This is a genomic window from Fodinibius sp. GM21 (genome assembly GCF_058386955.1).
Window position 1 is genome coordinate 562,264 of the sequence record NZ_JBYEIQ010000001.1, and the last position, 24,148, is coordinate 586,411.

The following is a 24,148-nucleotide window of genomic DNA, read 5'->3' on the forward strand; positions in this document are numbered from 1 at the left end:
AATATATTCTTATGCAAAATCGGATTGAGGGCAAATGGACGTTTATCACAGGAGCTACGGCGGGAATAGGTAAAGCCATTTCGAAAATATTTGCTGAGTCGGGCAGTCACCTTGTGTTAAACGGACGTCGAGAAAACCGTCTTGAAGAGTTAAAGCAACAGTTAGAGAAGCATTTTAATGTTGATGTTGTTTTGGCTCCGTTTGATGTAAGAGATCGTGAGGCAGCACAACAGTTTTTAAATAGCTTTTCAGAACCCATTGATATCCTAGTTAATAATGCCGGGCTTGCCAAAGGAGTGGATGCTGTTTTTGACGCTGATCACGAAGACTGGGACACCATGATTGATACCAATATCAAAGGGGTTCTAAATATGACCCGCCTGATTTCACCACAAATGAAAGAGCGGAACCGGGGTCATATTATCAATATTGGATCTATTGCCGGTCACGAAAGCTATTCGGGCGGATCGGTATATTGTGCTACCAAACATGCGGTGAAAGGATTTACAGAAGCTACAAAGAAAGACCTGCATGGCACCAATGTGCGGGTAAGTATGGTTTCTCCGGGCTTGGTAGAAACAGAATTTAGCGAAGTTCGGTTCAAGGGAGATAAAGAGCAGGCTGATGAAGTCTATGAAGGTATAAAACCTTTGGTAGCCAAAGATATCGCCGAAATTGTCCATTTCATGGCTAATCGACCGCCTCATGTAAATATCATGGACACGATCGTTTTGCCCGTCGCTCAGTCGTCATCAACGATGGTGCATAGAGATAATGACTGATTTTCGGATTTTTTTACTTCTTCTTGGAGCTGCTTTAATTTTCTTCTCGTGCAGTGAAGGAGAAAAGAAGCGTTTGAACTTTGAAGAGCAGGGACGCGAAGTTCCCACATTTAATGCTGACAGCGCCTATCATTTTATAGAACGCCAAGTAGCTTTTGGTCCTCGGAATCCCAACTCAAAGGGACATCAGCAAGCCAAGGAATATTTTCTTAATTCACTTCAACAATACGCCGGCCGGCGATATGTGTACGCTCAGAACTTTACTGCTAGGGGATACGGTGGCGATACGCTGGCGCTTTCTAATATTATTGCTTCATTTAATCCACAGAGCAGTGACCGTATTATGCTTTGCGCCCACTGGGATACGCGTCCCCGTGCCGACAAAGATTCTGGCAATCAAAATGAACCCATTCTGGGGGCCGATGACGGAGCTAGCGGGGTAGGAATATTATTAGAATTTGCAAGACTTTTTCAAGAGCATCCCCCACCCATTGGGGTAGATATTGTACTGTTTGACGGTGAGGATTATGGGAAAGAAGGGGATTTGTCTAAATACTTTTTGGGTTCACGGCATTGGGCTAACAATCCACCTGTTAATGGATATTCTCCCCGCTTTAGTATCTTATTGGATATGGTAGGGGGACAAAATGCCCAATTCCCAAAGGAGGGTTATTCCATGCAGTTCGCACCGGCATTGGTTAATGAGATATGGTCTATTGCTGAGGAAGAAGGTTATGAAGAGCTTTTCATACAAAAGGTGGGTAATAAAATTTCTGATGATCATGTTGTAATCAATCGTATACTCGGTATCCCAACCATTGATATCATTCGTCATAACCCAAGTTCCGATAATTCTCAATTTGCTCCTTATTGGCATACACATGGTGATGACTTATCCATTATCAGCAAAAAAACACTGGATGGAGTAGGTGATACACTGCTGGAATTAATATATAATCGATTGAATGTTTCAGAGTAAAGTTTCTTCCTGAAATCACAAAAATGAAGTATTTAAAACTGGTTATACATATTGCTGATAAGTATCAAGAGCCTTTTATAGCTGAACTTTTTGATATAGGTTTTGATGGATTTGAGCAGCGTGATGATCAGGTTATTACCTATATTCTCAAAAAAGATTTTGGTATTAGCGACCGAGAGCGTATTGATACACTGCTTGCTGCGTATCCCGGTGATGGATTTATCGAATCTGAAGAAGTGGTAGCTGATCAAAATTGGAATCAGCAGTGGGAAGAGACCATTAAGGCGCAAACAGTCGGTCGTTTTTTTATTAAACCAACTTGGTCGGAAGAAACAACACCAAAAGATAAAATCCTGCTTGAGATCGATCCGAAAATGTCCTTCGGTACGGGCTACCATGAAACCACACGACTGATATTAAAATTGCTGCCCAATGTAATTACAGATAACGATTTTGTTATTGATGCGGGTACAGGGACAGGAATTTTATCGATTGCGGCTATAAAACTCGGAGCACGTAAGGCTTTTGCTTTTGATATTGATGAATGGAGCATATCAAACACCAGGGAGAATATTTTACTTAATGGGGTAGATCAGCATGTTGAAGTAAAAAAAGGATCTTCGGAAGTCCTGTCAGAGCCAAGCAAGGCAGATGTTGTTTTGGCAAATATTGAACGAAACACGATTCTTGAGATTTTTTCCGATTTGGACGCTATTCTTAAAAAGGGAGGGGGTTTGGTACTTTCTGGGCTGCTTGAAAAAGATAAATCATCCATTCTGCCTGTCTTGGAAGATACATATCAGGTTCTGGCTATCCCACAAGAAAATGAATGGATTGCTATTCAGGCAGAAAAGACGATCGTATGAAAGCATCAATCGATATCGGCACAAATACTGTTCTGCTGTTGGTTGCAGAAGTTCAGGGAAACGATCTTACAGTTTTTGATGAGCAGCAGCAAGTTCCGCGTTTGGGGACCGGTGTTGATGAGAAGAAGGAGCTTTCCGTGGCAGCTATGCAACGAGTTATAGAATCACTGAAGGAATTTCAGGAGATGGTCAACGCAAACTATCTTGAAGTGGATGAAATTTTTGTGACTGCAACTAGTGCTGTCCGTGATGCCGGTAACAGAACTGACTTTATTGAGTTGGTAAAGCAGGAAACAGGATTGGAAATTCAAGTATTAAGTGGGGAAGAGGAGGCGGAATACACGTTTTTGGGAGCCCAAAGCATGCTTGGTACTATTAATGGCCCCAAATTGATCATTGACATAGGTGGGGGTAGTACTGAGGTTGCTTATGGAGAACAACGACTGCAAAATCGTTATTCATACGACATGGGTTGTGTCCGTTTTACAGAACGATTTTTGAAAAATAATCCGCCAACAGATTCTCAAATCCAGGAATGTCGGGATGAGATTAAAAACGTGCTGGCTGAGTACGAGTTCACTACTGCCAATCAGGCAACCCTGGTTGGCGTAGCAGGAACAGTTACCTCATTGGCCTTTATTGATTTAGAACTAAGTTCGTACGATACCGAGATGTTATCAGGACACCCTATTAGCAAAACAAGCCTTGAAAAGTACATTCGAAGATTTTGTGAATATACATCGACCAAACTAGAACAAAAGTATCCGTCGGTAATGAAGGGGAGAGCTGATATTTTCTTAGCGGGACTTCTGATACTGAATGAATTTATGGAAGGGTACCATGTTGAAAAACTCGTAACATCAACGGGTGGTATTCGACATGGTTCTATCTTAGTGAATAGGAAATAAATAAAAATGGCGTTTCTTTTGGAGAAACGCCATTGATTAACAAAATACACGAACCTGTATTACAGACCGAATCGCAACCCTGCCGAAAGATCTACTTGATCCCAGTCACTGATTGCATATTTTAGCTCGGCATAGAGGCTCGCAAAGCCTAAACCGAACTCTGCTCCGCCGCCAAGGTTTAGTCCGGCTTCAGAATCTGATACCGTAATCCCACCTCCGGAAACTTCCTGACTTATATAGTTTAAACCCGCCAAGGCATACACTTTTGCGTTGACCTGTGAAAATAAGGCGTAATGTACGTTTGCATTGAGTTCCCAAAGGGTATTATCAACTCCACTTGGCGAATCGGGGAAAAAGTATTTAAAATCGGCAGCGCCTCTAAAGTCGCTGGTTAATCCCGCTACAGCGCCGACTTCAACACCAATACTTTCAACTTCAGTTCCATAAACAAGTCCCCCACCTAATTTGAAATCTTGAGCTTGTAGAGTAGAACTGTAAATAAAAAATAATCCAAAAGTTAGAATTGATAGTTTTATTATTCTCTTCATAGCATGTTTATTTGGTTATGGTTGGTATCCCTCTATTTATTTCGACCACAAGGAATTTCCTCAATCTTTAATCCAAGATAATATCAAAATTAAATCTCACATAAAAGAGTATTAACTAAAACGGTTCATTAAGTAATGATCGGCAATTTTGTTGTAAACTATATTATTAATCGTCTTAGATTAGTGATAATGGAAAAATGATTTGAGTGGGAATAAAGCGACACTTTTGCTAAGTTTGAGCCCAAATTAAACAAAGTAATTGTTTTCCTGTCATAAGTGGGAATGTCTGACTCAAACGCTTCGAACTCACAAACATCTGACTCGCCTCGAGAAAATGCATCCGAAAGCAGCCTTGAGGATGATGTACTTGTTAAAAAAGCTAAAGGAGGGGATGAAAAAGCCTATAAAAAGCTTGTTGACAAGTACGAGCGTGCTCTCTACTTCCATATCTTGAAAATGGTGAAAGATCGTGAACAGGTCGAAGATCTGGTACAAGAAGCTTTTGTCAAGGCATTTGATAACTTAAATACCTACAGTACCAATTACGCTTTTTCAACGTGGTTATACCGTATTGCTACTAACAATACTATCGATTACCTGCGTAAGAAGAAGCTAAAAACACTCTCCATTGATAAGCCGATGAAAACCAAGGATGGTGAGATGGAGATGCAGCTGCCTGACGAGTCGGCCAGTACCGACCGGGATATTATCAAAAAGCAGCGCAAACAAATTGTACAAAACGCTATAGATGATCTTCCTGAGAAATATCGAAAAGTGATTGAGTTACGGCATATGGAGGAGAAAAGCTATAAAGAAATTTCAGATCTCCTTGATAAACCATTAGGCACGGTGAAGGCGCATATATTCAGAGCTCGCGAACTGCTTTACAAAGCTCTTAAAGATAAGCGACATCGCTTCTAACATTCTTCTTTATCTTGATGCAGGCTTTGCGATGCTGCGGCTACATTATCTTTATACTTCTCAAATTTTGCACGTCTGATGGCACTACCCTCGAAAAGAGCATCATATTGGGGAATGTCGAGCTCTTCCCAGTAATTGATGTCATGATCTAAAATTTTTTCCCGGGGAAACAAATCCTCCATTTCACCATAGGTGGCATTACGGTTCCAGGGACAAACATCCTGGCAAATATCACATCCGAACATCCATCCTGCGAGATCATCACGATGCTCTTCGGGAATTTCTTCTTTTAGTTCGATAGTCAGATAGGAGATACACTTGGTAGCATCTACCCTGTAAGGTTCATAGATGGCGTTGGTGGGGCAAGCATCAATACAGCGGGTACAACTGCCACAGTGGTCTGTTACAGGAGTGTCATAGTTAAATTTGGCATCGACGATCATCTCACCGATAAAAAAGAAAGAACCTATATTTTTATTTAGAATATTTGAGTTTTTGCCCATCCACCCGAGTCCAGATTTTACCGCCCAGGCTTTATCTAGTACAGGAGCGGAATCAACAAAAACACGTCCTTCCAATCCGCCCAATAGTTCTTTCGTTTGCGCAAAAAGCTTCTTCAGCTTCTTTTTGTATACTTTGTGGTAGTCGCGTCCCTGTGCATATTTGGCAATTTTGGGCTTATCCTTCTGTTGTATTTGGCGTTCATGATCGGGGTGAAAATAGCTGCCAATTACTGATACAACGGACTTAGATCCGGGAACGAGTTTTGTAGGATCCACTCTTTTTTCAAAGTGATTTTCCATCCAGCCCATTGTTCCGTGTCGCTCTTGGTTCAGCCATTCTCTTAGGCGGCGTTCTTCTTTTTCAAGCCGACCGGCTTTGGAAAATCCACAAGCATTAAACCCTAGTCGAAGGGCATATTCTCGTACTTTTTGGGTCCGCTCTCGGAGATTCATTTCACCAAAAATTTGACACCGTTGTTTTGATGAAAGGTAACGTATTTAAAAAGAAATGTTTAACAGTTTTACCGAAGGAGAATAGGAATTGCGGATTTCCAAATTGCTGCTATTCATCTGGCTTGTTTTGGTAAGTTCTATCGAAGGAACTGCTAATTGTGAATGACCTCCTGAAAAATTTAATACAGCTGATTGGGAAGATTTTTTTTTGATACTCATGCTGTTGGCAATGATTCCTCCGACAATTACAGCAGAAAAGGCAAGACCTACACTCAATGTTTTTGGAGTGTCGCTGTTGAATGAATTCTCTGACAATAGGGTTCCTCCGATTCCAACCCCGGCACCCACTAAATTGCCTAACATGATATACCCGAAAGAAGCATCATAGGAACTAGAGTTCGCAACCAAATATATTCCGAGTCCACCACCTGCTAAATATCCTATTGAAGTTCCTAGTAACACAGGACCAATAGCATCTAAATCATTGTTAAAGCCGTTTGCCGCAAATCCACCAACACCTCCTAAAAGTCCACCGGCAGCACCTAGTACAACACCTGAACCGAATTGTAACCACAATCTAGAAATGGAGGGATTGTATGCAGCAGTATTGCTTTTTAAAGATATAGCTTCGGGTTGTATGGATGAAGTTGCATAGGTACTGCTTTGAGCTGATACAGGATAAGCAGAAAGAAATATTATGGTGCTCATGAGAATGGAAGCCTTAAAAGATTTCATAAAAGAGCAGAATTTATGAACAGTTCAATGGCATTTTACAATCGATGGTAATCGAAAAATTCAGGCCTTCCCAAATATGAGATATAAGCCGCAAAATATATTTATGAGCCGTTTTTATAGCTTATCAGGAGATATGTCATTGATTTTCCCGTTTTCCAATTTTAAAGTGCGATAGGGATATTGTTTTACAGTATCGTAATCATGGGTTACCATAAGTACGGCCATACCCCTGTTATTAATCTGTTTGAGGAGTTCCATAATTTCAGCCGACGCACCGGGATCTAAATTACCGGTAGGTTCGTCAGCCAGCATAATACGCGGCTCATTGGCCAAAGCCCGGGCAATAACAACACGCTGTTTTTCACCACCCGATAGATCATTGGGCATGTTTTTTCGCTTGTGGCTTAATCCAACCATTCCCAGTACTTCGAGCACTCGCTGTTTGATGTAACTTTTCTTTTCACCGGTTACTTGCAGTGAAAAAGCCACATTGTCATAAACCGATCGATCAGGTAGAAGTTGAAAATCCTGGAATACGATACCAAGCCTGCGCCGCAGATAGGGCACCTTTTTATCGGGGAGGGAGGTAACATCCATATCGGCCACGCGAACATCACCGGAATCAGGTAATAAATCCCGATAAATAAGCCGAAGAAATGAACTTTTACCGGCGCCGGTTTGACCGATTAGATAGGTAAAATCACCGTTTTCGAGTGAAAAGTTAACATTGTCGAGCACCGACTGGTGGTCATATGATACTGTTACGTTTGAAAATTCTATTACTGATTGCTGGGACATTGTAATACCATTGTGATTCGTAAACTATGGTCATCGGCTTCCTCAAAGTCGAAACCGCTGTATTTTGCTCGTATGTTATACGCTGTTTGATCGATAATATCAAGCATTTGTTGGAGGGTATAGATCCTTTGCTGATGAACTTCACTGAATTCCTGTTCAACGGTTTCCTGATCGTCGCCCAGTTTTTCTATTCGAAAGGTGTTTTCGTGCAGTTGATTCTCGGGATCATAACTGCTTTTCCGAAAATAGCGATAGTTGTCATCGGTATATCCCTCTTCGTTATTTAGATATTCGATCGCTTGGATAGAATTTTTAGGCGTGGTAAAATCAAAAATGAGTAATCCCCCGGGGTTAAGGACTGATATCGTCTCATTGAGAAAAGTAAGGACCTCGTCAGCATTTTGAATATAGTTGATGCTGTCAAAGACACTAAAAGCAGCGTCAAAAGTTCGATCGAGCTGCAGATCCAAAAAATCCATAACTTTAAAATCGACATTACACCGCATGGTTTTATTTTTCTCACGGGCTTTTTGGATCATCTGCGATGACTTGTCGGTTCCTACTACGTTATAGCACTCCAGCTCATCCAAGAATAGAGAAACAGAGCCTGTACCACAAGCCAACTCCAGAATATCTACGGGATTAGGATGATGCTGCAGCATGATGGCATCGATAAAATCCGCCCACAACTCGTAATCTACATCCTCCATAACTGCGTCATAAATATCGGCCAGCTTGGAGTATTGTGGCTGTTGCTTGGTATTATCGGTGCTCATCCTCGTTTCACCCGTTCATTTCGATGTTCAATAAGTTTTGAAGCAAGGTTGAGAGCTTCGATGAATGATGAAGGATTTGCCTTGTTTTGTCCGGCAATGTCGTAGGCTGTACCGTGGTCGGGCGATGTACGAATAATCGGTAGCCCTGCAGTAAAATTTACGCCTCCGCCAAAAGAGAGGGTCTTAAATGGGATTAACCCCTGATCGTGATACATCGCCACTATACCGTCGTATTGTTGATATTTTCTATTACCAAAAAATCCATCGGCGGGATATGGACCAAAAACCGAGAGTCCTTCGGACTGTAGCTCCGTTATAACAGGAGTAATGATATCCATTTCTTCGGTACCGATGATGCCACCGTCACCGGCATGAGGATTGAGACCAAGTACAGCGATACTAGGCGACGAAATATTGAAATCATTTCGCAACGTTTTATGCATTATCCGAATATATTTTTTCACCAAATCTGCAGAGAGGGTGGATGCAACATCCGAAAGGGGGATATGCCCGGTTACAAGCCCCACCCGCAAGTTATCGTGCACCAACATCATCATAAAATCAGTAGTATCCGTCTTTTCGGCTAAGAATTCGGTATGTCCCGGTATATGATATCCCGCTAAGTTTACGGCTTCTTTTGATATTGGAGCGGTAACCAGGGCATGAGCTTGTTTTGATGTGCATAATGCAATTCCCTGTTCAACCGCCAGCATTGCGTGCTTCCCGGATTGTTTGGAAAAGTCCCCGGGTTTAACTGTGATTTCCTCATCTGTGTATGTTTGCAGTAAGTTTATCTTCTTATCGACCACCTCGTCGATGGATTGGGCATGATGATAATCCAGCGATACAGAAAGGGTATTGAGCCAAAAATCCATCGCTTTTTTTGAGGCCAGAATAATGGGCGTAGTATCTGCCAATGAGAGTTTACGCAACGATTTGATTACAACTTCTGGCCCTATTCCATTTATATCTCCAATGCTTATGGCAATGCGTTTCTGCATACTTTAGGTTTACGCAATTATCTTGATTGATTGGAAACAAGTTTGAAATCTCCAAAACCGGTTGTTGCCTTAAAAACAAACTGCCGATTGGGATAGGTCCATATTTCTGTTGTCGCACCTTCTTTGGGAAACTTGCGATTGATATCTTGTGGTGGACCAAATTTAATGTACACTTCCCCTCGATCGCTATTGTAGCCAACCGTATTTTCGGTGGTGAAATTCTTATAGGTGTAGTCAATGCGCTGATAATATTCCGACATCAGTTCATTAATCTGGGTATTTGGTGTAGGGTCGCGTTCTTTCCAGAATGACCGGAACTTTTTCTCTCGTTCAGCTGGAGTTCCACTGTCGATTTTTCGAATAGTTTCCTTATTAGCGATAAATCGAAGCATGTCAATGGCAATATCCAAATTTAATAAACTGGTGGGCATATCGTTCCATTGAGAGCGAAAGGTATCTCGGGCTATAATATCTCCGGCAGTATTTTTTATCGAAAACTGATATAATGAATTTTCGAATTCACTATTGGGTACCTTAAAAATGGCATAAGTATAGCCATTATCTGCTTCATTGAGCTTTAGATAAGGCTTTCCTTCGGCATGAAGCAACTGGGGATGGACATCTGTTTTGATATGCTTATCTGTCAGTTTCTCTGAAAACACATTGCTTTGTTTGGTCGTATCATCTCGCAAAGCACTTAGTTTGATAATATCCAGGGTGTAAGTTTCATCCGCCTTATACTGTGGTAGATACGCAATAGCATAAAAATCTTGAGCATAATCAACAGTATTCCCTGTCGTGTTTAGGATAAAACGGGACGATTCAGACTTGTCAGTAGATGTAGGACTAACAAGAATGCTACCAGTTTTTTTATCTCTGTAAGACGTAATGTTAACCCTTTGTGTCCGTGAAATTCGGCTATCGGTCTGGTCGCCTCGTTTCATTTGCAACACGTAATTATATGTACCGGGGTTAAGACTTACTTTTATATAACCATTTAAAAACTGGTCGTCAGACTGACTACTTTCATAGTCTTTTGCATAAACAGTATCAGCCCAAAAAGCACGTCCGGCTGGCTCTAATCCCTCAACAGAAATATTTCCCTTTTTCTTTTCGTCGTTATTGGATTCTGCTTTAAAAACTTCCAGCATCAGATCCATGGAGCTGAAATATTTGTTATCTGATGAGCGGTCCCTGTTTTTCTTAAAAGGAAGTGAGCTGTAAGGCACATGAAAAATAACGACAAATTGTACAGCTCCATTCTCATCATTTCCTGGCAGAGTGAGATAGTCAAATGATGCCTGCTGCTGTTGACGCATAGCCAGATCTTGATAGCTGACATTACGCTGTCCGTAAAGCTCCGCAACAGATATGAGTGAGAACATAATAACGAACAGGGTCGCCAAGTACTTTTTGGAGTTTTTCACAAGCTGATAACTTTTTTGGTGGATTATAATCTAAAAGGAAACTAAAGAACTTTTGGTGAAATAGATAGAATCAATACTTTCGAGATTGCTAAATTTCGTTATTTTTGAAATGCTTCAATGATTCCAACTATTATCTAAAATAATAAATTGCATCTATGAGTTCCCAAGATTCCAATGGTTCATCTCCCCAGGATTTAAAGTCATTTATTCAAGAGATAAATAAAACTGAGGAGGAGATTAAAAAGGGCGGGGGAGAAAAACGAATTAAAAAACAGCATAATAAAGGAAAACTTACTGCCCGCGAACGCATCAATATGTTAATCGATGATGAAACCCAACTCTATGAGCTTGGATTATGGGCCGGATATGAGATGTATGAAGATGAAGGGGGATGTCCTTCCGGGGGCGTAGTAACCGGAATTGGAACTGTTTCGGGGCGTGATTGCGTGATTGTTGCGAATGATGCTACAGTGAAAGCGGGAGCTTGGTTTCCCATCACCGCAAAAAAGAATTTGCGAGCGCAGGAAATTGCGCTGGAGAATAAGCTTCCTATTCTTTATTTGGTGGATTCAGCCGGTGTTTATCTGCCCATGCAGGATGAGATTTTTCCCGATAAGGAGCACTTCGGGCGAATATTCCGAAACAATGCTCGACTAAGTGCAGAAGGGATCCCACAGATTGCGGCTATCATGGGCAGTTGCGTAGCCGGTGGGGCATACCTTCCTATCATGAGTGATGAGGCGCTCATTGTGGATGGAACCGGCAGCGTCTTTTTAGCGGGTAGTTACCTGGTAAAAGCGGCCATCGGCGAAGAGGTGGATAATGAGACCCTGGGCGGTGCGACTACGCATACCGAAATTAGTGGGGTTACAGATTATAAGATGGAGGATGATGAGGAATGTCTTGCGACGGTACGCGACCTCGTTGATAAGCTGGGTCCGTTTGATAAAGCCGGATTTAACCGAAAGGATTCGGTAGAACCGGCTCGTGATGCAACCGAAATCTTTAATGTTTTTCCGGATGATCGTACCAAGCCGTATGATATGAATAAAGTTCTGGAATGTATTGTCGATGAAGATTCATTTACGGAATTCAAAAAGGGATATGGTCAAACGTTAATTACGGGCTTTGCCCGTGTGGACGGTTGGAGCGTGGGGATTGTAGCAAATCAACGAAAGGTGACACGTACTAAGAAAGGTGAAATGCAGGTAGGCGGTGTTATATATTCTGATTCCGCCGATAAAGCAGCCCGGTTTATCATGAACTGTAATCAAAAGAAAATTCCCATTGTATTTTTGCAGGATGTCTCCGGGTTTATGATTGGTAAGCGCGCAGAGCACGGAGGTATTATAAAGGATGGGGCCAAAATGGTGAATGCGGTATCCAATAGTACCGTACCTAAAATCACAATCGTGGTTGGTAACAGCTATGGTGCGGGTAACTATGCCATGTGCGGACGTGCCTATGATCCCCGTTTTATGTATGCTTGGCCCTCAGCACAAATTGCGGTTATGGGAGGGACGCAAGCCGCTAAAGTGCTGACCCAAATTCGTGTTTCTACCTTGGAGAAGAAGGGTAAAGAAATTACAGAAGAGGAGGAGCAAGAGATCATGAAGGAGATCAGCGAACGTTATGAGCACCAGACTGATGTTCGTTATGCTGCCGCCCGTCTTTGGGTTGATGGTATTATCAATCCGATGAATACCCGTGATCGTATTTCTCATGCTATAAAATGCGCAAACCACAATCCCGATATCGAAGAATTTAAAACCGGTGTTATGCAGGTGTAGGGAAAAATTTTAATCTAATTCCTACATGATTGTCATTCCGAATTAAGTAAACCGAAGTCAAATAAGCTATCAATTTTTTTTTGCAACTTAACTTTGCTCTACACTTGGACTCTCCCCACCGCTTGCAAGTTTGAGACCATATTTAGTAATGTTATACCAAAATTTATGAAATTGAATTGACATGCTGATTTTAAATGACAGAAAATTCATCAAGTCACCATTTGATGATGAGGCTGAACTTGAGCAGGTTGTTATAGAAAATTACGAACATATTTTTGGCCCCTCATCTATTTATTTGCCGAAAAAGAAGATTAAGACCGGGGACGGTGCAGGAACTATTCCCGATGGATTTGCCATAGATTTAGCATCCAAGAAATGGTATTTGGTTGAAGCTGAATTACTACATCATACTGTTTGGAATCATATTGCACCGCAAGTTTCCAAACAAGTTATTGCCTCTCTTCAACCTTATTCAAAAAAGATCATCCAAGATTTAGCAGTAGAAACTTATTCAAGTGATGAAACAGCTAAAGAAAAATTTCAAGAATTGGGTATTAAAGAGTTAAATGTTCGAAAGGTTATTCAGGACATCATAGAAAAAGAACCAGTTATTGGAGTTCCAATTGACAATATTTCGTCAGATTTAAAAGAGTGGGCAAGAACTTTAAAGTATAATGTAAAACTCTGGGTTATCTCTAAGTTTGTGGAGTTTAAAAACTCATCAAACGTTGTATATGAATTTCCAGAAGAGTTTAAGCCTGAAATCGATACCGAAAAAGAAGATAGAGTTGATGAATCAGATCAAGGCATTACAAGGTATGATGTATCAATTTCAGATTTAATTGAAGAGGATTTTATTTCGGCTAATCAACAATTAATTATGGATTATAATCCTAGAAATGGTGAACAAAAACGATACTCTGCATTAGTACACGACGATGGCTCGCTCGAAGTATTGGGACAAAAATTTAGCAGTCCAAGCTATGCTGCATTAGCAGGCATTCAAGATGCTGGCAGTGATCGACAAACTGTCAATGGTTGGACCAGTTGGAAAACAGAGAATGGAAAACTAATTGCCGATTTACGAGAGGACTATCTGAAACAAACAGAGTAATTAATTTGACAATCCGTGTAATAGGTGGGAAGTATCTTAGCTATCAGTAGAGATCTATTCAGTTTGCTTAATAGATTTAAACGAAAGGGAACCTTTTTCAGATCTTCTAAACCTTATTTTAAAAGAATACACATTCCGCTGCTTTGTTGCAGAATAGATAACCCTACCGCCCGTAAGCAATAACCTTAAGCGGATCGGTTTTGGATGCTATGCGAGCCGGCAGCCAGGAGGCAAGAGCACAGAGAAAAAGCGTAACGCCGGTAACCAGTACAAAGTCGAGCATGTGCGGCTCAACGGGAGCATAGGCCATATAGTAATTCTGTTCAGAAAGCGGAATAATATGATAGGTCGACTGGAGCCAGGCAAAGGACAGGGAAAGGAAAATTCCAATGAATAATCCAACTACAGCTACGAATAATCCCTCCAACAAAAAGATACCTCGAATACTTTTATCACTGGCGCCTATGGTTTTTAGAATACCGATATCACGGGTTCTTTCAAGCACCATCATTAATACGGTACCAATCAGATTAAAGGCCGCTACAATAATCATTACAGCTATGACAAAGGGGATCGTCTGTTCTTGCAGGTCAACCCATGCAAAGATATTGCTATACCGCTCATAAATCGTTTCTGAGAAATAAGGATAACTGAGTTGACCATCCAGTTTTTTACCGAGAGATTCTATTTGAGACTTGTTTTTGAGACGAATTTCTATGGCTGAGGCTTCTTCAGGTGATTTGAGGAAAAACTTCTGAACATATGGTCTGGCTGACAACGCCAGGACATCATCAAATTGGCCTATACCCGTCTGATAGATTCCAGAAAGATGAAACTGTTCAATTTCGGGCGAACTCAACGGGGATGGCAGGCCATCAACCGTGTAAGCGGTGAGGGTGGAATTTATATCCACGTTAAGTGTTTGCGCTAACTTCGAACCAATAACGATTCCCGGACGACCGGCACTGTCGGTACTTAAATCGTAGGTTCCCTTCGTTATGTAATCTCTGATGTCTGTTACGTCTCCTTCTTTATCCACACCTTTAAGCAGTGTTCCGGTAACGTCATCAGAACCTTGAATCATGGTTTGACCATTTACAACAGCCTGTGCTTCGCTGATCTCAGGATAGGCATCTAGCTCTTTTAAAAGGGTGTCAGCCCGTTCTATCGGTCTACCTCCAAACGAGGTTACGGTTACGTGAGGGGCGAAACCAAGGACTTTATTGTCGATAACGGATTTAAACCCGTGAACAACCGATAATGCTATAAGTAGTCCGGCCGAACCTACGGCAACACCAGTAATAGCCATCACCTTAATAAAGGATAGAAAACGGGAGCCTTTCCGTTTACCCTTGAAATATCGTTTGGCTAAATACCACTCGAAGTTCATTTGTGTTGTTGGTTAAAGATTATTAGTTCATCGGTTGCTGACTTTGGATGCTCCATTAGTATATCAACAATCGATAACCAATAATTGTAAAACTATTTTTCCGGTTTCATTTGTGGGAAGAACAAGACATCACGGATGGAATCTGAATCCGTCATAATCATAGCCAAGCGATCAATACCAATACCAAGTCCAGCGGTAGGAGGCATGCCGTATTCTAAGGCCTGAAGGAAATCCTCGTCGATCGCCATGGCTTCTTCATCACCTTCGGACCGCAGTCGCGCCTGCTCTTCAAAACGTTCGCGCTGATCCACCGGATCGTTGAGTTCAGAAAATGCATTAGCAATTTCTTTACCGTTGCAGATGCATTCAAATCGTTCCACGAGTCCTTCTTTTTCGCGGTGCTTTTTAGCAAGCGGACTCATTTCTATGGGATAATCCGTTATAAATGTGGGCTGTATAAGCTTTGGCTCAACGTATTCTCCAAAGATTTCATCAATAATTTTACCCTTTCCAAAACTGTCTTCAAGTTCAACATCCAAGTCCTTGGCAATTACTTTTAATTCCTCTAAATCTTTGCCATAAAGATCTTTACCGGTTTCATCTTCAATAGCTTCAAACATTGGGATACGAGGCCAGGGAGCCGAGAAGTCGATCTCGTTATCGCCAACCGTAACAGTAGTTGAGCCATGGAGGGCTTTTGCTACTGATTCAATCATATTCTCCACAAACTCCATCATCCAGTTATAATCCTTGTAGGCTACATAAAGTTCAACCTGGGTAAATTCGGGATTATGGAAGCGTGAAAGCCCCTCGTTACGAAAGTCTTTCGAAAATTCATAGACACCATCATACCCGCCAACAATTAGTCGCTTTAGATACAACTCGTTGGCAATACGTAAATACAGCTTCATGTCTAAGGCGTTATGGTGCGTCACAAAAGGTTCTGCCGAGGCACCGCCGTAAATAGGTTGCAGGATGGGCGTTTCAACCTCCATATATCCCTTGTCGTTCATGTAGTCGCGCATGGCTTGGACCATATCAGTTCGCTGTTGAAATACATCGCGAACTTCTGGGTTAACAATCAGGTCCAGATAACGTTGACGATAGCGCTGCTCTTTATCCGTAAAAGCATCATAAACCTTTGTTTCACCGTCTTCTTCAACTTCTTTAGGGAGAGGAATGGGGCGGAGGGTTTTGCTGAGCAGTGTAAATTCTTTGGCATAGACGGTGGTTTCACCGGTACCGGTTTTAAATACATGTCCTTTAATACCAACGATATCCCCAATGTCAGTAAGTCGTTTGAAGACTTCATTATACTCTTCTTTGCCAACATCGTTCTTGCGGATATACACCTGGATTTGTCCTTCGGAGTCCTGCAGATTGAAGAACGTAGATCCGCCCATAATGCGTCGCGTCATAACACGACCGGCAATAGCAACTTTCTCGACGTCTTCTTCATCCTGATCGTCCTGTTTAATGAACTCTGGTCGATCTAAGATCTGTTTACTCTTGTGGGTAACCTCAAAATCATAGGGATAGGGATCGTATCCCATTTCCCGGAGTTCCTGTAATTTTTGCAGACGTATTTCGTGTTGTTCGCTTACTGAGGACTCAGTATTGCTCATGAGAAAGTCGAATTGATTTCGTTTTTACAATGGTTTATTAAGTCGCTAAAAATAAAGAATTCATGACAAAAGTGTGATTTTTTTCTTAGCCATAATTTGATGTTCTTAGATTCATAAAATGGATAGAAAAATTGTATTTAAAAGCAGCATGGTTAATGTTGTAAAGAAGAGTAAAGTTAACAGTAGCAATATCAAAGAGACCATGATCATCGAAATCTGCCTGTTATATTATTTCTATGATTTTGGATCTATTCTTCTAATCTGATTTTGATAACGTATGAACTTGGAATTAGTATTTTGAATGCATACAATTCTTATACTAATAAAAGACGGTTAATAAACATTTGAGAAAGAAATTGAAGTCCTGAGAGGAGTAGTTTCGTACTGATTTGCATTTTTTATATAAGGCACTTAACCTTATTTAAAATTCAATTGATGTTTCAAATGCTATTATTTGCAAGTTTTTTACTTCAGTAATATGGTAGAATTTGGGGTATTTTCAGTACGTTCTTTTTAAAGTATAGTTTAGATTACAATTCAATAATCTGGATTAAAAAACCTTTAAATAGTAGCATTTTGTTCATGAAATAATAAAGTTATTGCTGGTCAAACTAAGGAAAGCAATCGATCACAAAGAGATCGAATTAGAGAGTAAAAATTTTAAATATGGAAGAAGTTATGAATAAGCGTTTGTTTCATTCGCTGACTCAACAGCTCAAATATGAGGTTTTTTTCGTAACCGACGTTGGTGAGCCTTACTACGATGCTCCAAATGAATTAGAAATCGTAGAGTTTAGCTATAAGGGTCAACAATGCGAATTGATTCTTAATGGGTCTATTAAGCTTAAAACTCAGCAAAACGATAAAGATATTGGTTCATATCAAGAATTATTGCAGGGGCTAATGCAATCTTCACGATAAGGGCCTTTTAGCATAGGCAACTGGTACAGGTTTAACGGAATTTATACCTCGGTTACTTCTTTTAATTTCCCTTTCTTAAGCTTTACAGATTAATCACATCCTGAGAAAATAATATCGATTCAAACTAATGTTAAGTTAACTGGATCAGTTTATAGATTTTTAGAATGGCTTAAGACTGATTAAAAGGCTGCAGTTAATTATTTATCCCTTTTATATATACTTGTATAACAATCCGCGCATCTATCTCTTAGAACCAACGTATCTTTTTGATTGCGCTCAATCCACTGATCGGGTAGATGTGGCCCCCTTGCAGTATTATATTGTATCATGATACTACCGCTTTGCCTGGAGAGGGAATATTGTCCGGAAGCGACCATTGTATCAGCCCGGAAAAATGAAAATTTGTTGTCATTACTGAAAAGTAGTTGCTGTTGCGAATACCCGGTTGAATCTGGTGTTACCGTGTGACCGGCAAAACCGCCTGTTGATTTAACCCACTCCCATTTTCCTGTAATATCCGATTCTCCTGAATTGCCCCCAAATATTGAGCAGGAGGTTAGACTCAATAGAAATGTTAGGAGCAAGATGGCATATAACTTCATAAAAACTTCTCTTTTATTTTCAGTAGACTAACATATTCGGATAACATCCCAAAAATAGCAAATTCACCTAATAAATATTTTCAAGGCCACTGAGACTGTTTAAGTCAGAAGGTTTTGAATGGTTGTTAGGTGAGTGATACCAGAATGAATTTTGCACTTATTATTTCATCAAAATTAATAGTTTCAGAAGAGCATAAAATTAAAGATGTTCTTTTGTTTTAGTTGAATAAGCAAAGGCTATGAGTAATCGGATATTAGAAATAAAAGATTGGTTGCCGTTTGAGGCGGATTTTTCTATGTCGGAGATTATTCCGGTTTCTTCTGAAGCCATAAGTCAACTCAGTACAGAGGAAAAACGTGAACTTGAGCTTTGCAAAAATCAAAAGCGTCAGCGTGAGTTTGTGACCTCTCGGATCACTTTAAAAAAGATGGCTGGACAAGTAGGGCATGGAAAGGATTTTGAAATTCTGAAGGATAAACTGGGACAGCCTTATGGAAAAGCAGGGTCTGAAAAGTTCTTTGCCAGCATTGCACATTCAGATGACTTCGTATTTTGTGGATTATCTTTGGAGTATCCTATCGGGGTTGATCTTGAACCTGTAGATCGAACTGTGCCTGTAAGGCTCGAACAGCGGATTACCCATCTCAAAGAAACCGATAGTATTACTGAAATACCCCTCATTCGCCTTTGGACTATCAAAGAAGCCTATATAAAACTCCGTGGACAAGGGTTGCGCATGAATATGAATGAGGTGCACATAGAACGGGAATCCGACCGGATATTTACTGAAATAAATAATGATAAAAGAGCTAAAATTTGTAGTTTTGAATTCAAAAATAATTGGTTAGCCGTCGCATTTTATCATTAATTAAAATTATCAGAATAACTTTTTTATGAATATCACTTCGTATTCCCGCAAACAAATCCAGGAAGGACTTGATAAAGCGCGGGAGCGCAATGAAGGAGTCAATGACCATATCCGCTTACTTTTTGCACCTGAAAAGATTAACGATGATAATTTTGAGCGGGCATGCGACATTTACAGCCGGTTGGATATGTCGAATTATGATACCGTGGTTATCGTAGAATCCTACGATAAAAAATTAGACAAAAAGTTGCCGATGGCGTCTAATTCTTTCTTTGAAACGCCGCTCGGTAAAGTGCCGGTCAATGACTATATGCGTAATGAGTTCTGTGATGAAGATGACGATTTCTTTATTCACGATGAAGCTTTTACCAAGAATATCAGCCTATTTCACCAGCTGATGTTCTTGCAGACGCTTTCAGATGATTTTAAAGCCCTGAGCGTACAAATTGCAGATCCCGATCCTTCCATTGTAAAAGAAGTCGGATATGTGCTCGAAGAGGTACTTGCATCACGAAGTGCATTGCTGATATTTAGTTGTGAGCTTGACAACGATCGAAAAAAAGAATTTAAAAAGGTTGTTGAAATGGTAGAGTCCGAAAATGAGTCAGGCCTTATGAATTATTTAAATAGTGGAGAATCACATATTAAAGGTACTACATCATTTATTGCAGGGATTATTGTTGCTAATAAATGGAAACTCGACCTTCACTTTTTGCGAGGTCAATACGAAGATTATACCGGCAGTCTTTTAACCGGATATGCCGATCACCAAAAAGTAGTCTTTTCATAGACCATTATGCCAACACCTGAGATCACAATTATTGGTGCAGGTGGATTGGGTAAATCTTTGGCAAGAGCACTATCAGCAGCTGAAATTCCCCTTAAAAGTATTTTTAACCGTACAGCCGACAAGGCTGAAAAACTTGCAGTTGAACTTGACGTAAACATATCGGGATCCTTCCCATCGGACAGCGACGAGTTAGGTAATCTCACATTTATTACGGTTTCTGATTCAGCTATTAATGAAATTGTTGAACTGCTGACTGCTCTTTCGGACGATTTTGAGAGTAAAACAATTGTGCATTGTTCGGGGAATGAGTCGGCAAGTTTACTTAAGCCGATAAAATCAAAGGGAGGGATTATTGCCTCTTTCCATCCATTACAGACATTCACCGACAATTTGGGGTCATCTGCTGACTTTGAGGATATCTATTTTAGTCTACAGGGGGATGAATATGCTTTTCCCTTGCTTAATCAGATTGCCCAAAAGCTAGGGGCACATACGTTAGAAGTTACCGAAACACAAAAATCCCATTTACATGCTGCAGCTGTAATGGCCTCTAATTACTTAAACACGCTTTTAAATGCAGCAGTAGAAATAGCATCAGGCAGCGATCTTGCTCCGGAGGAAGCAAAAAAAGCGCTGTTGCCGCTGGTAAAGACGACACTTCAAAATATTGAGAGCCAATCTTTTGAGGAAGCTCTCAGCGGTCCTATTAAACGTGGAGACTTGCAGACAGTAGAGCAGCATCTAAGTTTAATGAAAGACAAGCCGGAATTATTAACATTATACTGTACGTTAGGACAAATGACGGCTGTTAATGCAAGAAAATATCAGCATATTGACCAAGAAGCTGTTAAAAAAATTCTGAATATGTTGAAGAGTAGTCATGAATGATTATTACCAGCGCGTTTATAGGGTTGTCGAACAAATACCCTCTGGCAGGGTGACCACGTATGGTGCTATTGCTCGTTACCTGGGAATTGCATCAGGTGCTCGGATGGTGGGATATGCTCTCAATAAAGCAGTGGAAACGAAGATACCGGCGCATCGTGTTGTCAATAGAAATGGGGAACTAACCGGACGCTATCATTTTCCGGATGATACTATGCGGGAGCGTTTAAAACAGGAGAGCGTTAATTTTATTGACGATTATCAAGTAGATATCGAACGCCATTTGTGGGATCCTACTGAAGAAATAGAATGAGTAAAAAATATGTTAAATTTTAAGCACCAAGCACTTTTTCTCTGTTTTGTTATACTGATGATCTTAGCTTTAGCAAGTGAGTCTTTGGCACAGAACACATCAGATGTAGAGCTGTTAAAAGATGCCTCCGGGCAGGATTTGCAAAAAGTTATCAGGTCATATCAAGGTCAAAAGGCAGTGTTAGTAAATGTTTGGGCCACGTGGTGTGCACCCTGTATCGAAGAATTCCCTTATATAGTAGATTTACAACAAAAATATCAAGATCAACTACAGGTTGTTTTTGTATCGGCTGATTTCCCCAGCCAGCGCGACAAGGCTCTGGACTTTTTGCAAGATCAAAATGTAGATTGGACCACCTATTTTAAGACGGGAAAAGATCAGCCTTTTATCGAAGCATTATCAGATGACTGGAGTGGGGCACTGCCTTTTACAAAAATTTTGGACGCAGAAGGAAAGCTTGTTAGCAGTTGGGAACAAGGCGCAGAATACGAAAAGTTTGAACGCTACATAAAAAAAGCAATAAATAACTGACCATCATGAAATTACAAAATTTATCTTATGTATTATTTATCCTACTGGCGGTTGTATTGCTGGCATTTTTACCGGTCGAGAATCAACTTGCCGATAGGTTGGAGATTGGAGCCAAAGCACCACTTGCAGATGTGGAGGTCACGGATGTTTCGGGAGAAGTGCTAACGCTTGAAGAAGTGGCAGGCGAAAATGGATTGCTTGTGAACTTTTCATGCAATACCTGTCCATGGGTCGAAGCCTGGGAAGATCGCTATAATCCCATCTCCAAAATGGCCAAAGAAAATGGGATAGGGGTTATCATGTTGAATCCCAATGCGGCTATTCGAGACAATGGGGAATCGATGGAAGATATGAAGGCACGGGCTAAATCCAGCGGTTACGATTTTTATTATGCGTTAGATGAAGGAGCGAAGATGGCGGATGCTTTTGGCGCAACCCGCACACCTGATATATTTCTATTTAACAGTGATATGGAGCTGATGTATACCGGTGCTATTGATGACAACGCCAAATCTGCTCAAGAAGTTGAACAACCTTATCTTAAGGATGCCATCCAAAACCTGGTGGCAGGCAAGGAAATCAATCCCAAGACAACCAAGGCACTGGGATGTACGATTAAGTGGCCTAAGTAATTCCTAATTGTCTCAATATTTCCTTATTTTTGAAGGCTTGTCAACGACGACAAGCCTTTTCTTTTGGAACGAATTAATATAGAGTGAATGCCCACTTGGACCTTACATACTGAATTTAAGTTTGATGCCGCTCATCTTATTGAGGGCTACGACGGTAAATGCGGTCGTATGCATGGACACAGCTATAAAGTGCATATCTCCGCAAAATCACATAAACTGAATCCTTCGAAGTATCTGGATACGGATGACATGGTTTGTGATTTCAAAGAGTTAAAATGGGCCTCCAAAGGGGCTGAAAAAGGAGGATTAGATCACTCGGTATTGAATGAGGAAATGCCGGTGAATCCCACTGCAGAACGTATTGCGGAATTTATATACAAGGAAACCCAGCAACGTATTCCAGAAGATATTGAACTAAATGTTACTGTTTGGGAAACTGAAAATAGTTGGGTTGAATACACAGAGGAAAATGTTTAACGAATTTGATCAGGAAAAATTGGAAGGGCTCATTGATCAGGATGAGATGCTATCGGTAAGATATCCTTTGGTGGAGGATTTCTATACCATACAGGGCGAAGGAGCTCACAGCGGACGTCCGGCTTATTTTATCCGTACAGCAGGATGTGATGTGAATTGTTGGTGGTGTGATGTTAAGGAAAGCTGGGATGAAGACCAGCATCCGCCAAAGACGGTGAAAGAAATTGTGCAGGGAGCTAAAGATAGCGGCGCTGAATTTGCTGTTATCACCGGCGGTGAACCTTTATTACATGATCTTGATCCGCTTACTTTCCAATTAAAGCAAGCCGGCATCCAAGTACATATTGAAACCAGTGGCTCCTCACCGATATCAGGTTATTTAGACTGGATTACGCTTTCTCCCAAGCGCTTTAAAGAACCTCTGGATGATATCTTTCCCTATGTAGATGAACTAAAAGTAGTTGTGCTGACCAATAAAGATCTGGAATGGGCCGAAAAAAATGCGGCAAGATGTCCTGACAGTACTCAGCTGCTTCTACAGCCCGAGTGGGAAAAGGAGGGAGCGGTAGAGTTGATTGTTGATTACGTAAAAGAAAATCCCCGGTGGGGCATAAGCCTGCAAACTCACAAATTTATGGGGGTTCGCTAATAAATTTAAGTCTTGGCGCATGAAAATGAGGCGGTCTGAACTTGTTTTAGGATTCACACTTTAATAATAAAAATACATTCTTGACTTCAGATCAAAATCATTCCGTAGTTATAACCGGTGCCAGTCGCGGTATAGGCCGGCGGATTGCACAAGCTTTTGCCCGAGAAACGGACTACGCACTTCTGCTTATTTCACGAACCAAATCCGATTTAAAAGATACCAAAACTATTTGCCGTAATATTGGGGAGAATCTTGTCGAGATTGCTGCTTTGGATGCTGCAGATCAAAGGTCTGTACAAAAGTTACAGTTACCGAATAATTTTCCATTGCCGAAGATTATCATAAATAATGCCGGTTCATTTTTGCTAAAATCATTGCAAAAAACGATGCACGAAGAGTTTGTTCAGCAAATACAGGCAAACCTGTATTCAGCTGTGAATATTACACAGCGTTTTCTGAACGACCTTAAAAGTAAACCTCATGGATTAGTAATCAACATCTGCTCAGTGGGTGCCGTAGAGGGACTCGAAGACAGCGGGGCTTACTCTGCTTCAAAACATGCTTTATTGGGTTATACACGTTCTCTTCGAAAAGAACTGATGGAAACTAAAGTCGGAGTGACGGCCATTAATTTAGGGCAAACGCAATCTACATCTTGGGAAGGCTCACTTATTGATCGTGATCTCTTAATCGATCCCGATGATGTAGCAAAAATTATTCTCAATTTAATTCAGCTGTCACCGCGTACAGTTGTTGAGGAGATTCTCGTCAAGCCTCAGCATGGACGTGTGCCTCCAATGTGATAGAACCGGAAACTATTCCGATCCTGCTTGCTAAGCCTAAAATTCAGGAACTTTAGATGT

General features: G+C 40.9%; 27 protein-coding genes. 17 read left to right on the plus strand and 10 right to left on the minus strand.

The window, feature by feature from the left end; translation table 11 throughout:
* The first annotated feature begins 11 nt into the window (after nucleotides 1-11).
* From ACT3IB_RS02185 to ACT3IB_RS02200, 4 genes are read left to right on the plus strand one after another with little or no spacing between them, the layout of a single operon-like run.
* Nucleotides 12-782 carry an SDR family oxidoreductase gene (locus ACT3IB_RS02185; RefSeq protein WP_491537383.1) on the plus strand — a complete coding sequence of 257 codons (771 nt, stop codon included), beginning with the start codon at nucleotides 12-14 and terminating at the stop codon, nucleotides 780-782.
* Nucleotides 775-1,761, plus strand: coding sequence for a M28 family peptidase (locus ACT3IB_RS02190; protein ID WP_491537384.1), 987 nt, complete (start codon nucleotides 775-777; stop codon nucleotides 1,759-1,761). Before ACT3IB_RS02185 ends, ACT3IB_RS02190 begins: the two co-directional genes overlap by 8 nt.
* 23 nt (nucleotides 1,762-1,784) lie before the next feature.
* The gene (gene prmA / locus ACT3IB_RS02195; protein ID WP_491537385.1) at nucleotides 1,785-2,627 is read left to right on the plus strand and encodes a 50S ribosomal protein L11 methyltransferase; all 843 of its coding nucleotides are present in this window, start codon (nucleotides 1,785-1,787) and stop codon (nucleotides 2,625-2,627) included.
* The gene (locus ACT3IB_RS02200) at nucleotides 2,624-3,535 is read left to right on the plus strand and encodes a Ppx/GppA phosphatase family protein (protein ID WP_491537386.1); all 912 of its coding nucleotides are present in this window, start codon (nucleotides 2,624-2,626) and stop codon (nucleotides 3,533-3,535) included. Before prmA ends, ACT3IB_RS02200 begins: the two co-directional genes overlap by 4 nt.
* 59 nt (nucleotides 3,536-3,594) lie before the next feature.
* Here ACT3IB_RS02200 and ACT3IB_RS02205 read toward each other — a convergent pair whose 3' ends face one another.
* A complete protein-coding gene (locus tag ACT3IB_RS02205; RefSeq protein ID WP_491537387.1) occupies nucleotides 3,595-4,083 on the minus strand; it encodes an outer membrane beta-barrel protein in 489 nt (162 codons plus the stop codon).
* A 282-nt stretch (nucleotides 4,084-4,365) separates the two neighbouring features.
* On the opposite strand from ACT3IB_RS02205, the gene ACT3IB_RS02210 reads away from it, so the two are divergent.
* A complete protein-coding gene (locus ACT3IB_RS02210; protein ID WP_491537388.1) occupies nucleotides 4,366-5,004 on the plus strand; it encodes an RNA polymerase sigma factor in 639 nt (212 codons plus the stop codon).
* Here the strand turns inward: ACT3IB_RS02210 and queG are convergent.
* The 6 genes from queG to ACT3IB_RS02240 all read right to left on the minus strand — a co-directional run bounded on the left by queG (nucleotide 5,001) and on the right by ACT3IB_RS02240 (nucleotide 10,697).
* A complete protein-coding gene (queG, locus tag ACT3IB_RS02215; protein ID WP_491537389.1) occupies nucleotides 5,001-5,960 on the minus strand; it encodes a tRNA epoxyqueuosine(34) reductase QueG in 960 nt (319 codons plus the stop codon). The two genes, ACT3IB_RS02210 and queG, sit on opposite strands and share 4 nt — an antisense overlap.
* A 45-nt stretch (nucleotides 5,961-6,005) precedes the next feature.
* The gene (locus ACT3IB_RS02220; protein WP_491537390.1) at nucleotides 6,006-6,695 is read right to left on the minus strand and encodes a hypothetical protein; all 690 of its coding nucleotides are present in this window, start codon (nucleotides 6,693-6,695) and stop codon (nucleotides 6,006-6,008) included.
* 114 nt (nucleotides 6,696-6,809) lie between these two features.
* Nucleotides 6,810-7,493: a cell division ATP-binding protein FtsE gene (gene ftsE / locus ACT3IB_RS02225; RefSeq protein WP_491537391.1), complete on the minus strand. Its 684-nt coding sequence runs from the start codon at nucleotides 7,491-7,493 to the stop codon at nucleotides 6,810-6,812.
* The gene (locus tag ACT3IB_RS02230) at nucleotides 7,475-8,269 is read right to left on the minus strand and encodes a class I SAM-dependent DNA methyltransferase (protein WP_491537392.1); all 795 of its coding nucleotides are present in this window, start codon (nucleotides 8,267-8,269) and stop codon (nucleotides 7,475-7,477) included. Before ACT3IB_RS02230 ends, ftsE begins: the two co-directional genes overlap by 19 nt.
* Nucleotides 8,266-9,270, minus strand: coding sequence for a 4-hydroxythreonine-4-phosphate dehydrogenase PdxA (gene pdxA / locus ACT3IB_RS02235; RefSeq protein ID WP_491537393.1), 1,005 nt, complete (start codon nucleotides 9,268-9,270; stop codon nucleotides 8,266-8,268). Before pdxA ends, ACT3IB_RS02230 begins: the two co-directional genes overlap by 4 nt.
* Nucleotides 9,271-9,287: 17 nt before the next feature.
* Nucleotides 9,288-10,697, minus strand: a complete 1,410-nt coding sequence (locus tag ACT3IB_RS02240; RefSeq protein ID WP_491537394.1) for a GWxTD domain-containing protein — start codon at nucleotides 10,695-10,697, stop codon at nucleotides 9,288-9,290.
* 155 nt (nucleotides 10,698-10,852) lie between these two features.
* On the opposite strand from ACT3IB_RS02240, the gene ACT3IB_RS02245 reads away from it, so the two are divergent.
* Both ACT3IB_RS02245 and ACT3IB_RS02250 read left to right on the plus strand, forming a co-directional pair.
* Nucleotides 10,853-12,487, plus strand: coding sequence for an acyl-CoA carboxylase subunit beta (locus tag ACT3IB_RS02245; RefSeq protein ID WP_491537395.1), 1,635 nt, complete (start codon nucleotides 10,853-10,855; stop codon nucleotides 12,485-12,487).
* 181 nt (nucleotides 12,488-12,668) lie between these two features.
* Nucleotides 12,669-13,601 (plus strand): restriction system modified-DNA reader domain-containing protein, encoded by a 933-nt coding sequence (locus tag ACT3IB_RS02250; RefSeq protein WP_491537396.1) that lies wholly within the window; start codon nucleotides 12,669-12,671, stop codon nucleotides 13,599-13,601.
* Nucleotides 13,602-13,764: 163 nt separating this feature from the next.
* Here the strand turns inward: ACT3IB_RS02250 and ACT3IB_RS02255 are convergent, their stop codons facing one another.
* Nucleotides 13,765-14,991 carry an FtsX-like permease family protein gene (locus ACT3IB_RS02255; RefSeq protein WP_491537397.1) on the minus strand — a complete coding sequence of 409 codons (1,227 nt, stop codon included), beginning with the start codon at nucleotides 14,989-14,991 and terminating at the stop codon, nucleotides 13,765-13,767.
* A gap of 92 nt (nucleotides 14,992-15,083) precedes the next feature.
* Nucleotides 15,084-16,616, minus strand: a complete 1,533-nt coding sequence (gene lysS / locus ACT3IB_RS02260; protein WP_491537398.1) for a lysine--tRNA ligase — start codon at nucleotides 16,614-16,616, stop codon at nucleotides 15,084-15,086.
* Nucleotides 16,617-17,282: 666 nt separating this feature from the next.
* Here lysS and ACT3IB_RS02265 point away from each other — a divergent pair.
* Nucleotides 17,283-17,537, plus strand: a complete 255-nt coding sequence (locus ACT3IB_RS02265) for a hypothetical protein (protein ID WP_491537399.1) — start codon at nucleotides 17,283-17,285, stop codon at nucleotides 17,535-17,537.
* A 197-nt stretch (nucleotides 17,538-17,734) separates the two neighbouring features.
* On the opposite strand, the gene ACT3IB_RS02270 is transcribed toward ACT3IB_RS02265, so the two are convergent.
* On the minus strand, nucleotides 17,735-18,139 hold the full coding sequence (locus tag ACT3IB_RS02270; protein ID WP_491537400.1) for a hypothetical protein: 405 nt from the start codon (nucleotides 18,137-18,139) through the stop codon (nucleotides 17,735-17,737).
* A gap of 239 nt (nucleotides 18,140-18,378) precedes the next feature.
* Between ACT3IB_RS02270 and ACT3IB_RS02275 the strand changes: the two genes are divergently transcribed.
* The 9 genes from ACT3IB_RS02275 to ACT3IB_RS02315 all read left to right on the plus strand — a co-directional run bounded on the left by ACT3IB_RS02275 (nucleotide 18,379) and on the right by ACT3IB_RS02315 (nucleotide 24,088).
* On the plus strand, nucleotides 18,379-19,008 hold the full coding sequence (locus tag ACT3IB_RS02275; RefSeq protein WP_491537401.1) for a 4'-phosphopantetheinyl transferase family protein: 630 nt from the start codon (nucleotides 18,379-18,381) through the stop codon (nucleotides 19,006-19,008).
* 25 nt (nucleotides 19,009-19,033) lie between these two features.
* A complete protein-coding gene (amrB, locus tag ACT3IB_RS02280) occupies nucleotides 19,034-19,798 on the plus strand; it encodes an AmmeMemoRadiSam system protein B (protein WP_491537402.1) in 765 nt (254 codons plus the stop codon).
* A 6-nt stretch (nucleotides 19,799-19,804) separates the two neighbouring features.
* Entirely contained in the window at nucleotides 19,805-20,686 is an 882-nt protein-coding gene (locus ACT3IB_RS02285) for a Rossmann-like and DUF2520 domain-containing protein (protein ID WP_491537403.1), read from the plus strand.
* Complete coding sequence (locus ACT3IB_RS02290) at nucleotides 20,679-20,996, plus strand: MGMT family protein (protein ID WP_491537404.1); 318 nt, start codon at nucleotides 20,679-20,681, stop codon at nucleotides 20,994-20,996. The genes ACT3IB_RS02285 and ACT3IB_RS02290 overlap by 8 nt, the downstream gene beginning before the upstream one ends.
* 9 nt (nucleotides 20,997-21,005) lie before the next feature.
* Complete coding sequence (locus ACT3IB_RS02295) at nucleotides 21,006-21,527, plus strand: TlpA family protein disulfide reductase (RefSeq protein WP_491537405.1); 522 nt, start codon at nucleotides 21,006-21,008, stop codon at nucleotides 21,525-21,527.
* A 5-nt stretch (nucleotides 21,528-21,532) separates the two neighbouring features.
* Nucleotides 21,533-22,159 carry a redoxin family protein gene (locus ACT3IB_RS02300; protein WP_491537406.1) on the plus strand — a complete coding sequence of 209 codons (627 nt, stop codon included), beginning with the start codon at nucleotides 21,533-21,535 and terminating at the stop codon, nucleotides 22,157-22,159.
* Between the two features lie 87 nt (nucleotides 22,160-22,246).
* Entirely contained in the window at nucleotides 22,247-22,636 is a 390-nt protein-coding gene (locus ACT3IB_RS02305) for a 6-pyruvoyl trahydropterin synthase family protein (RefSeq protein ID WP_491537407.1), read from the plus strand.
* On the plus strand, nucleotides 22,629-23,285 hold the full coding sequence (locus tag ACT3IB_RS02310) for a 7-carboxy-7-deazaguanine synthase QueE (RefSeq protein WP_491537408.1): 657 nt from the start codon (nucleotides 22,629-22,631) through the stop codon (nucleotides 23,283-23,285). Before ACT3IB_RS02305 ends, ACT3IB_RS02310 begins: the two co-directional genes overlap by 8 nt.
* An 80-nt stretch (nucleotides 23,286-23,365) precedes the next feature.
* Nucleotides 23,366-24,088, plus strand: a complete 723-nt coding sequence (locus ACT3IB_RS02315) for an SDR family NAD(P)-dependent oxidoreductase (RefSeq protein WP_491537409.1) — start codon at nucleotides 23,366-23,368, stop codon at nucleotides 24,086-24,088.
* Nucleotides 24,089-24,148: the final 60 nt, after the last annotated feature.

What these genes read in the sequence shown, in the direction of transcription:
- ACT3IB_RS02185 (WP_491537383.1), top strand. Translation starts at nt 12, where the DNA reads ATGCAAAATCGGATTGAGGGCAAATGGACGTTTATCACAGGAGCTACG.
- ACT3IB_RS02190 (WP_491537384.1), top strand. Translation starts at nt 775, where the DNA reads ATGACTGATTTTCGGATTTTTTTACTTCTTCTTGGAGCTGCTTTAATT.
- prmA (WP_491537385.1), top strand. Translation starts at nt 1,785, where the DNA reads ATGAAGTATTTAAAACTGGTTATACATATTGCTGATAAGTATCAAGAG.
- ACT3IB_RS02200 (WP_491537386.1), top strand. Translation starts at nt 2,624, where the DNA reads ATGAAAGCATCAATCGATATCGGCACAAATACTGTTCTGCTGTTGGTT.
- ACT3IB_RS02205 (WP_491537387.1), bottom strand. Translation starts at nt 4,083, where the DNA reads ATGAAGAGAATAATAAAACTATCAATTCTAACTTTTGGATTATTTTTT.
- ACT3IB_RS02210 (WP_491537388.1), top strand. Translation starts at nt 4,366, where the DNA reads ATGTCTGACTCAAACGCTTCGAACTCACAAACATCTGACTCGCCTCGA.
- queG (WP_491537389.1), bottom strand. Translation starts at nt 5,960, where the DNA reads ATGAATCTCCGAGAGCGGACCCAAAAAGTACGAGAATATGCCCTTCGA.
- ACT3IB_RS02220 (WP_491537390.1), bottom strand. Translation starts at nt 6,695, where the DNA reads ATGAAATCTTTTAAGGCTTCCATTCTCATGAGCACCATAATATTTCTT.
- ftsE (WP_491537391.1), bottom strand. Translation starts at nt 7,493, where the DNA reads ATGTCCCAGCAATCAGTAATAGAATTTTCAAACGTAACAGTATCATAT.
- ACT3IB_RS02230 (WP_491537392.1), bottom strand. Translation starts at nt 8,269, where the DNA reads ATGAGCACCGATAATACCAAGCAACAGCCACAATACTCCAAGCTGGCC.
- pdxA (WP_491537393.1), bottom strand. Translation starts at nt 9,270, where the DNA reads ATGCAGAAACGCATTGCCATAAGCATTGGAGATATAAATGGAATAGGG.
- ACT3IB_RS02245 (WP_491537395.1), top strand. Translation starts at nt 10,853, where the DNA reads ATGAGTTCCCAAGATTCCAATGGTTCATCTCCCCAGGATTTAAAGTCA.
- ACT3IB_RS02250 (WP_491537396.1), top strand. Translation starts at nt 12,669, where the DNA reads ATGCTGATTTTAAATGACAGAAAATTCATCAAGTCACCATTTGATGAT.
- ACT3IB_RS02255 (WP_491537397.1), bottom strand. Translation starts at nt 14,991, where the DNA reads ATGAACTTCGAGTGGTATTTAGCCAAACGATATTTCAAGGGTAAACGG.
- lysS (WP_491537398.1), bottom strand. Translation starts at nt 16,616, where the DNA reads ATGAGCAATACTGAGTCCTCAGTAAGCGAACAACACGAAATACGTCTG.
- ACT3IB_RS02265 (WP_491537399.1), top strand. Translation starts at nt 17,283, where the DNA reads ATGGAAGAAGTTATGAATAAGCGTTTGTTTCATTCGCTGACTCAACAG.
- ACT3IB_RS02270 (WP_491537400.1), bottom strand. Translation starts at nt 18,139, where the DNA reads ATGAAGTTATATGCCATCTTGCTCCTAACATTTCTATTGAGTCTAACC.
- ACT3IB_RS02275 (WP_491537401.1), top strand. Translation starts at nt 18,379, where the DNA reads ATGAGTAATCGGATATTAGAAATAAAAGATTGGTTGCCGTTTGAGGCG.
- amrB (WP_491537402.1), top strand. Translation starts at nt 19,034, where the DNA reads ATGAATATCACTTCGTATTCCCGCAAACAAATCCAGGAAGGACTTGAT.
- ACT3IB_RS02285 (WP_491537403.1), top strand. Translation starts at nt 19,805, where the DNA reads ATGCCAACACCTGAGATCACAATTATTGGTGCAGGTGGATTGGGTAAA.
- ACT3IB_RS02290 (WP_491537404.1), top strand. Translation starts at nt 20,679, where the DNA reads ATGAATGATTATTACCAGCGCGTTTATAGGGTTGTCGAACAAATACCC.
- ACT3IB_RS02295 (WP_491537405.1), top strand. Translation starts at nt 21,006, where the DNA reads ATGTTAAATTTTAAGCACCAAGCACTTTTTCTCTGTTTTGTTATACTG.
- ACT3IB_RS02300 (WP_491537406.1), top strand. Translation starts at nt 21,533, where the DNA reads ATGAAATTACAAAATTTATCTTATGTATTATTTATCCTACTGGCGGTT.
- ACT3IB_RS02305 (WP_491537407.1), top strand. Translation starts at nt 22,247, where the DNA reads ATGCCCACTTGGACCTTACATACTGAATTTAAGTTTGATGCCGCTCAT.
- ACT3IB_RS02310 (WP_491537408.1), top strand. Translation starts at nt 22,629, where the DNA reads ATGTTTAACGAATTTGATCAGGAAAAATTGGAAGGGCTCATTGATCAG.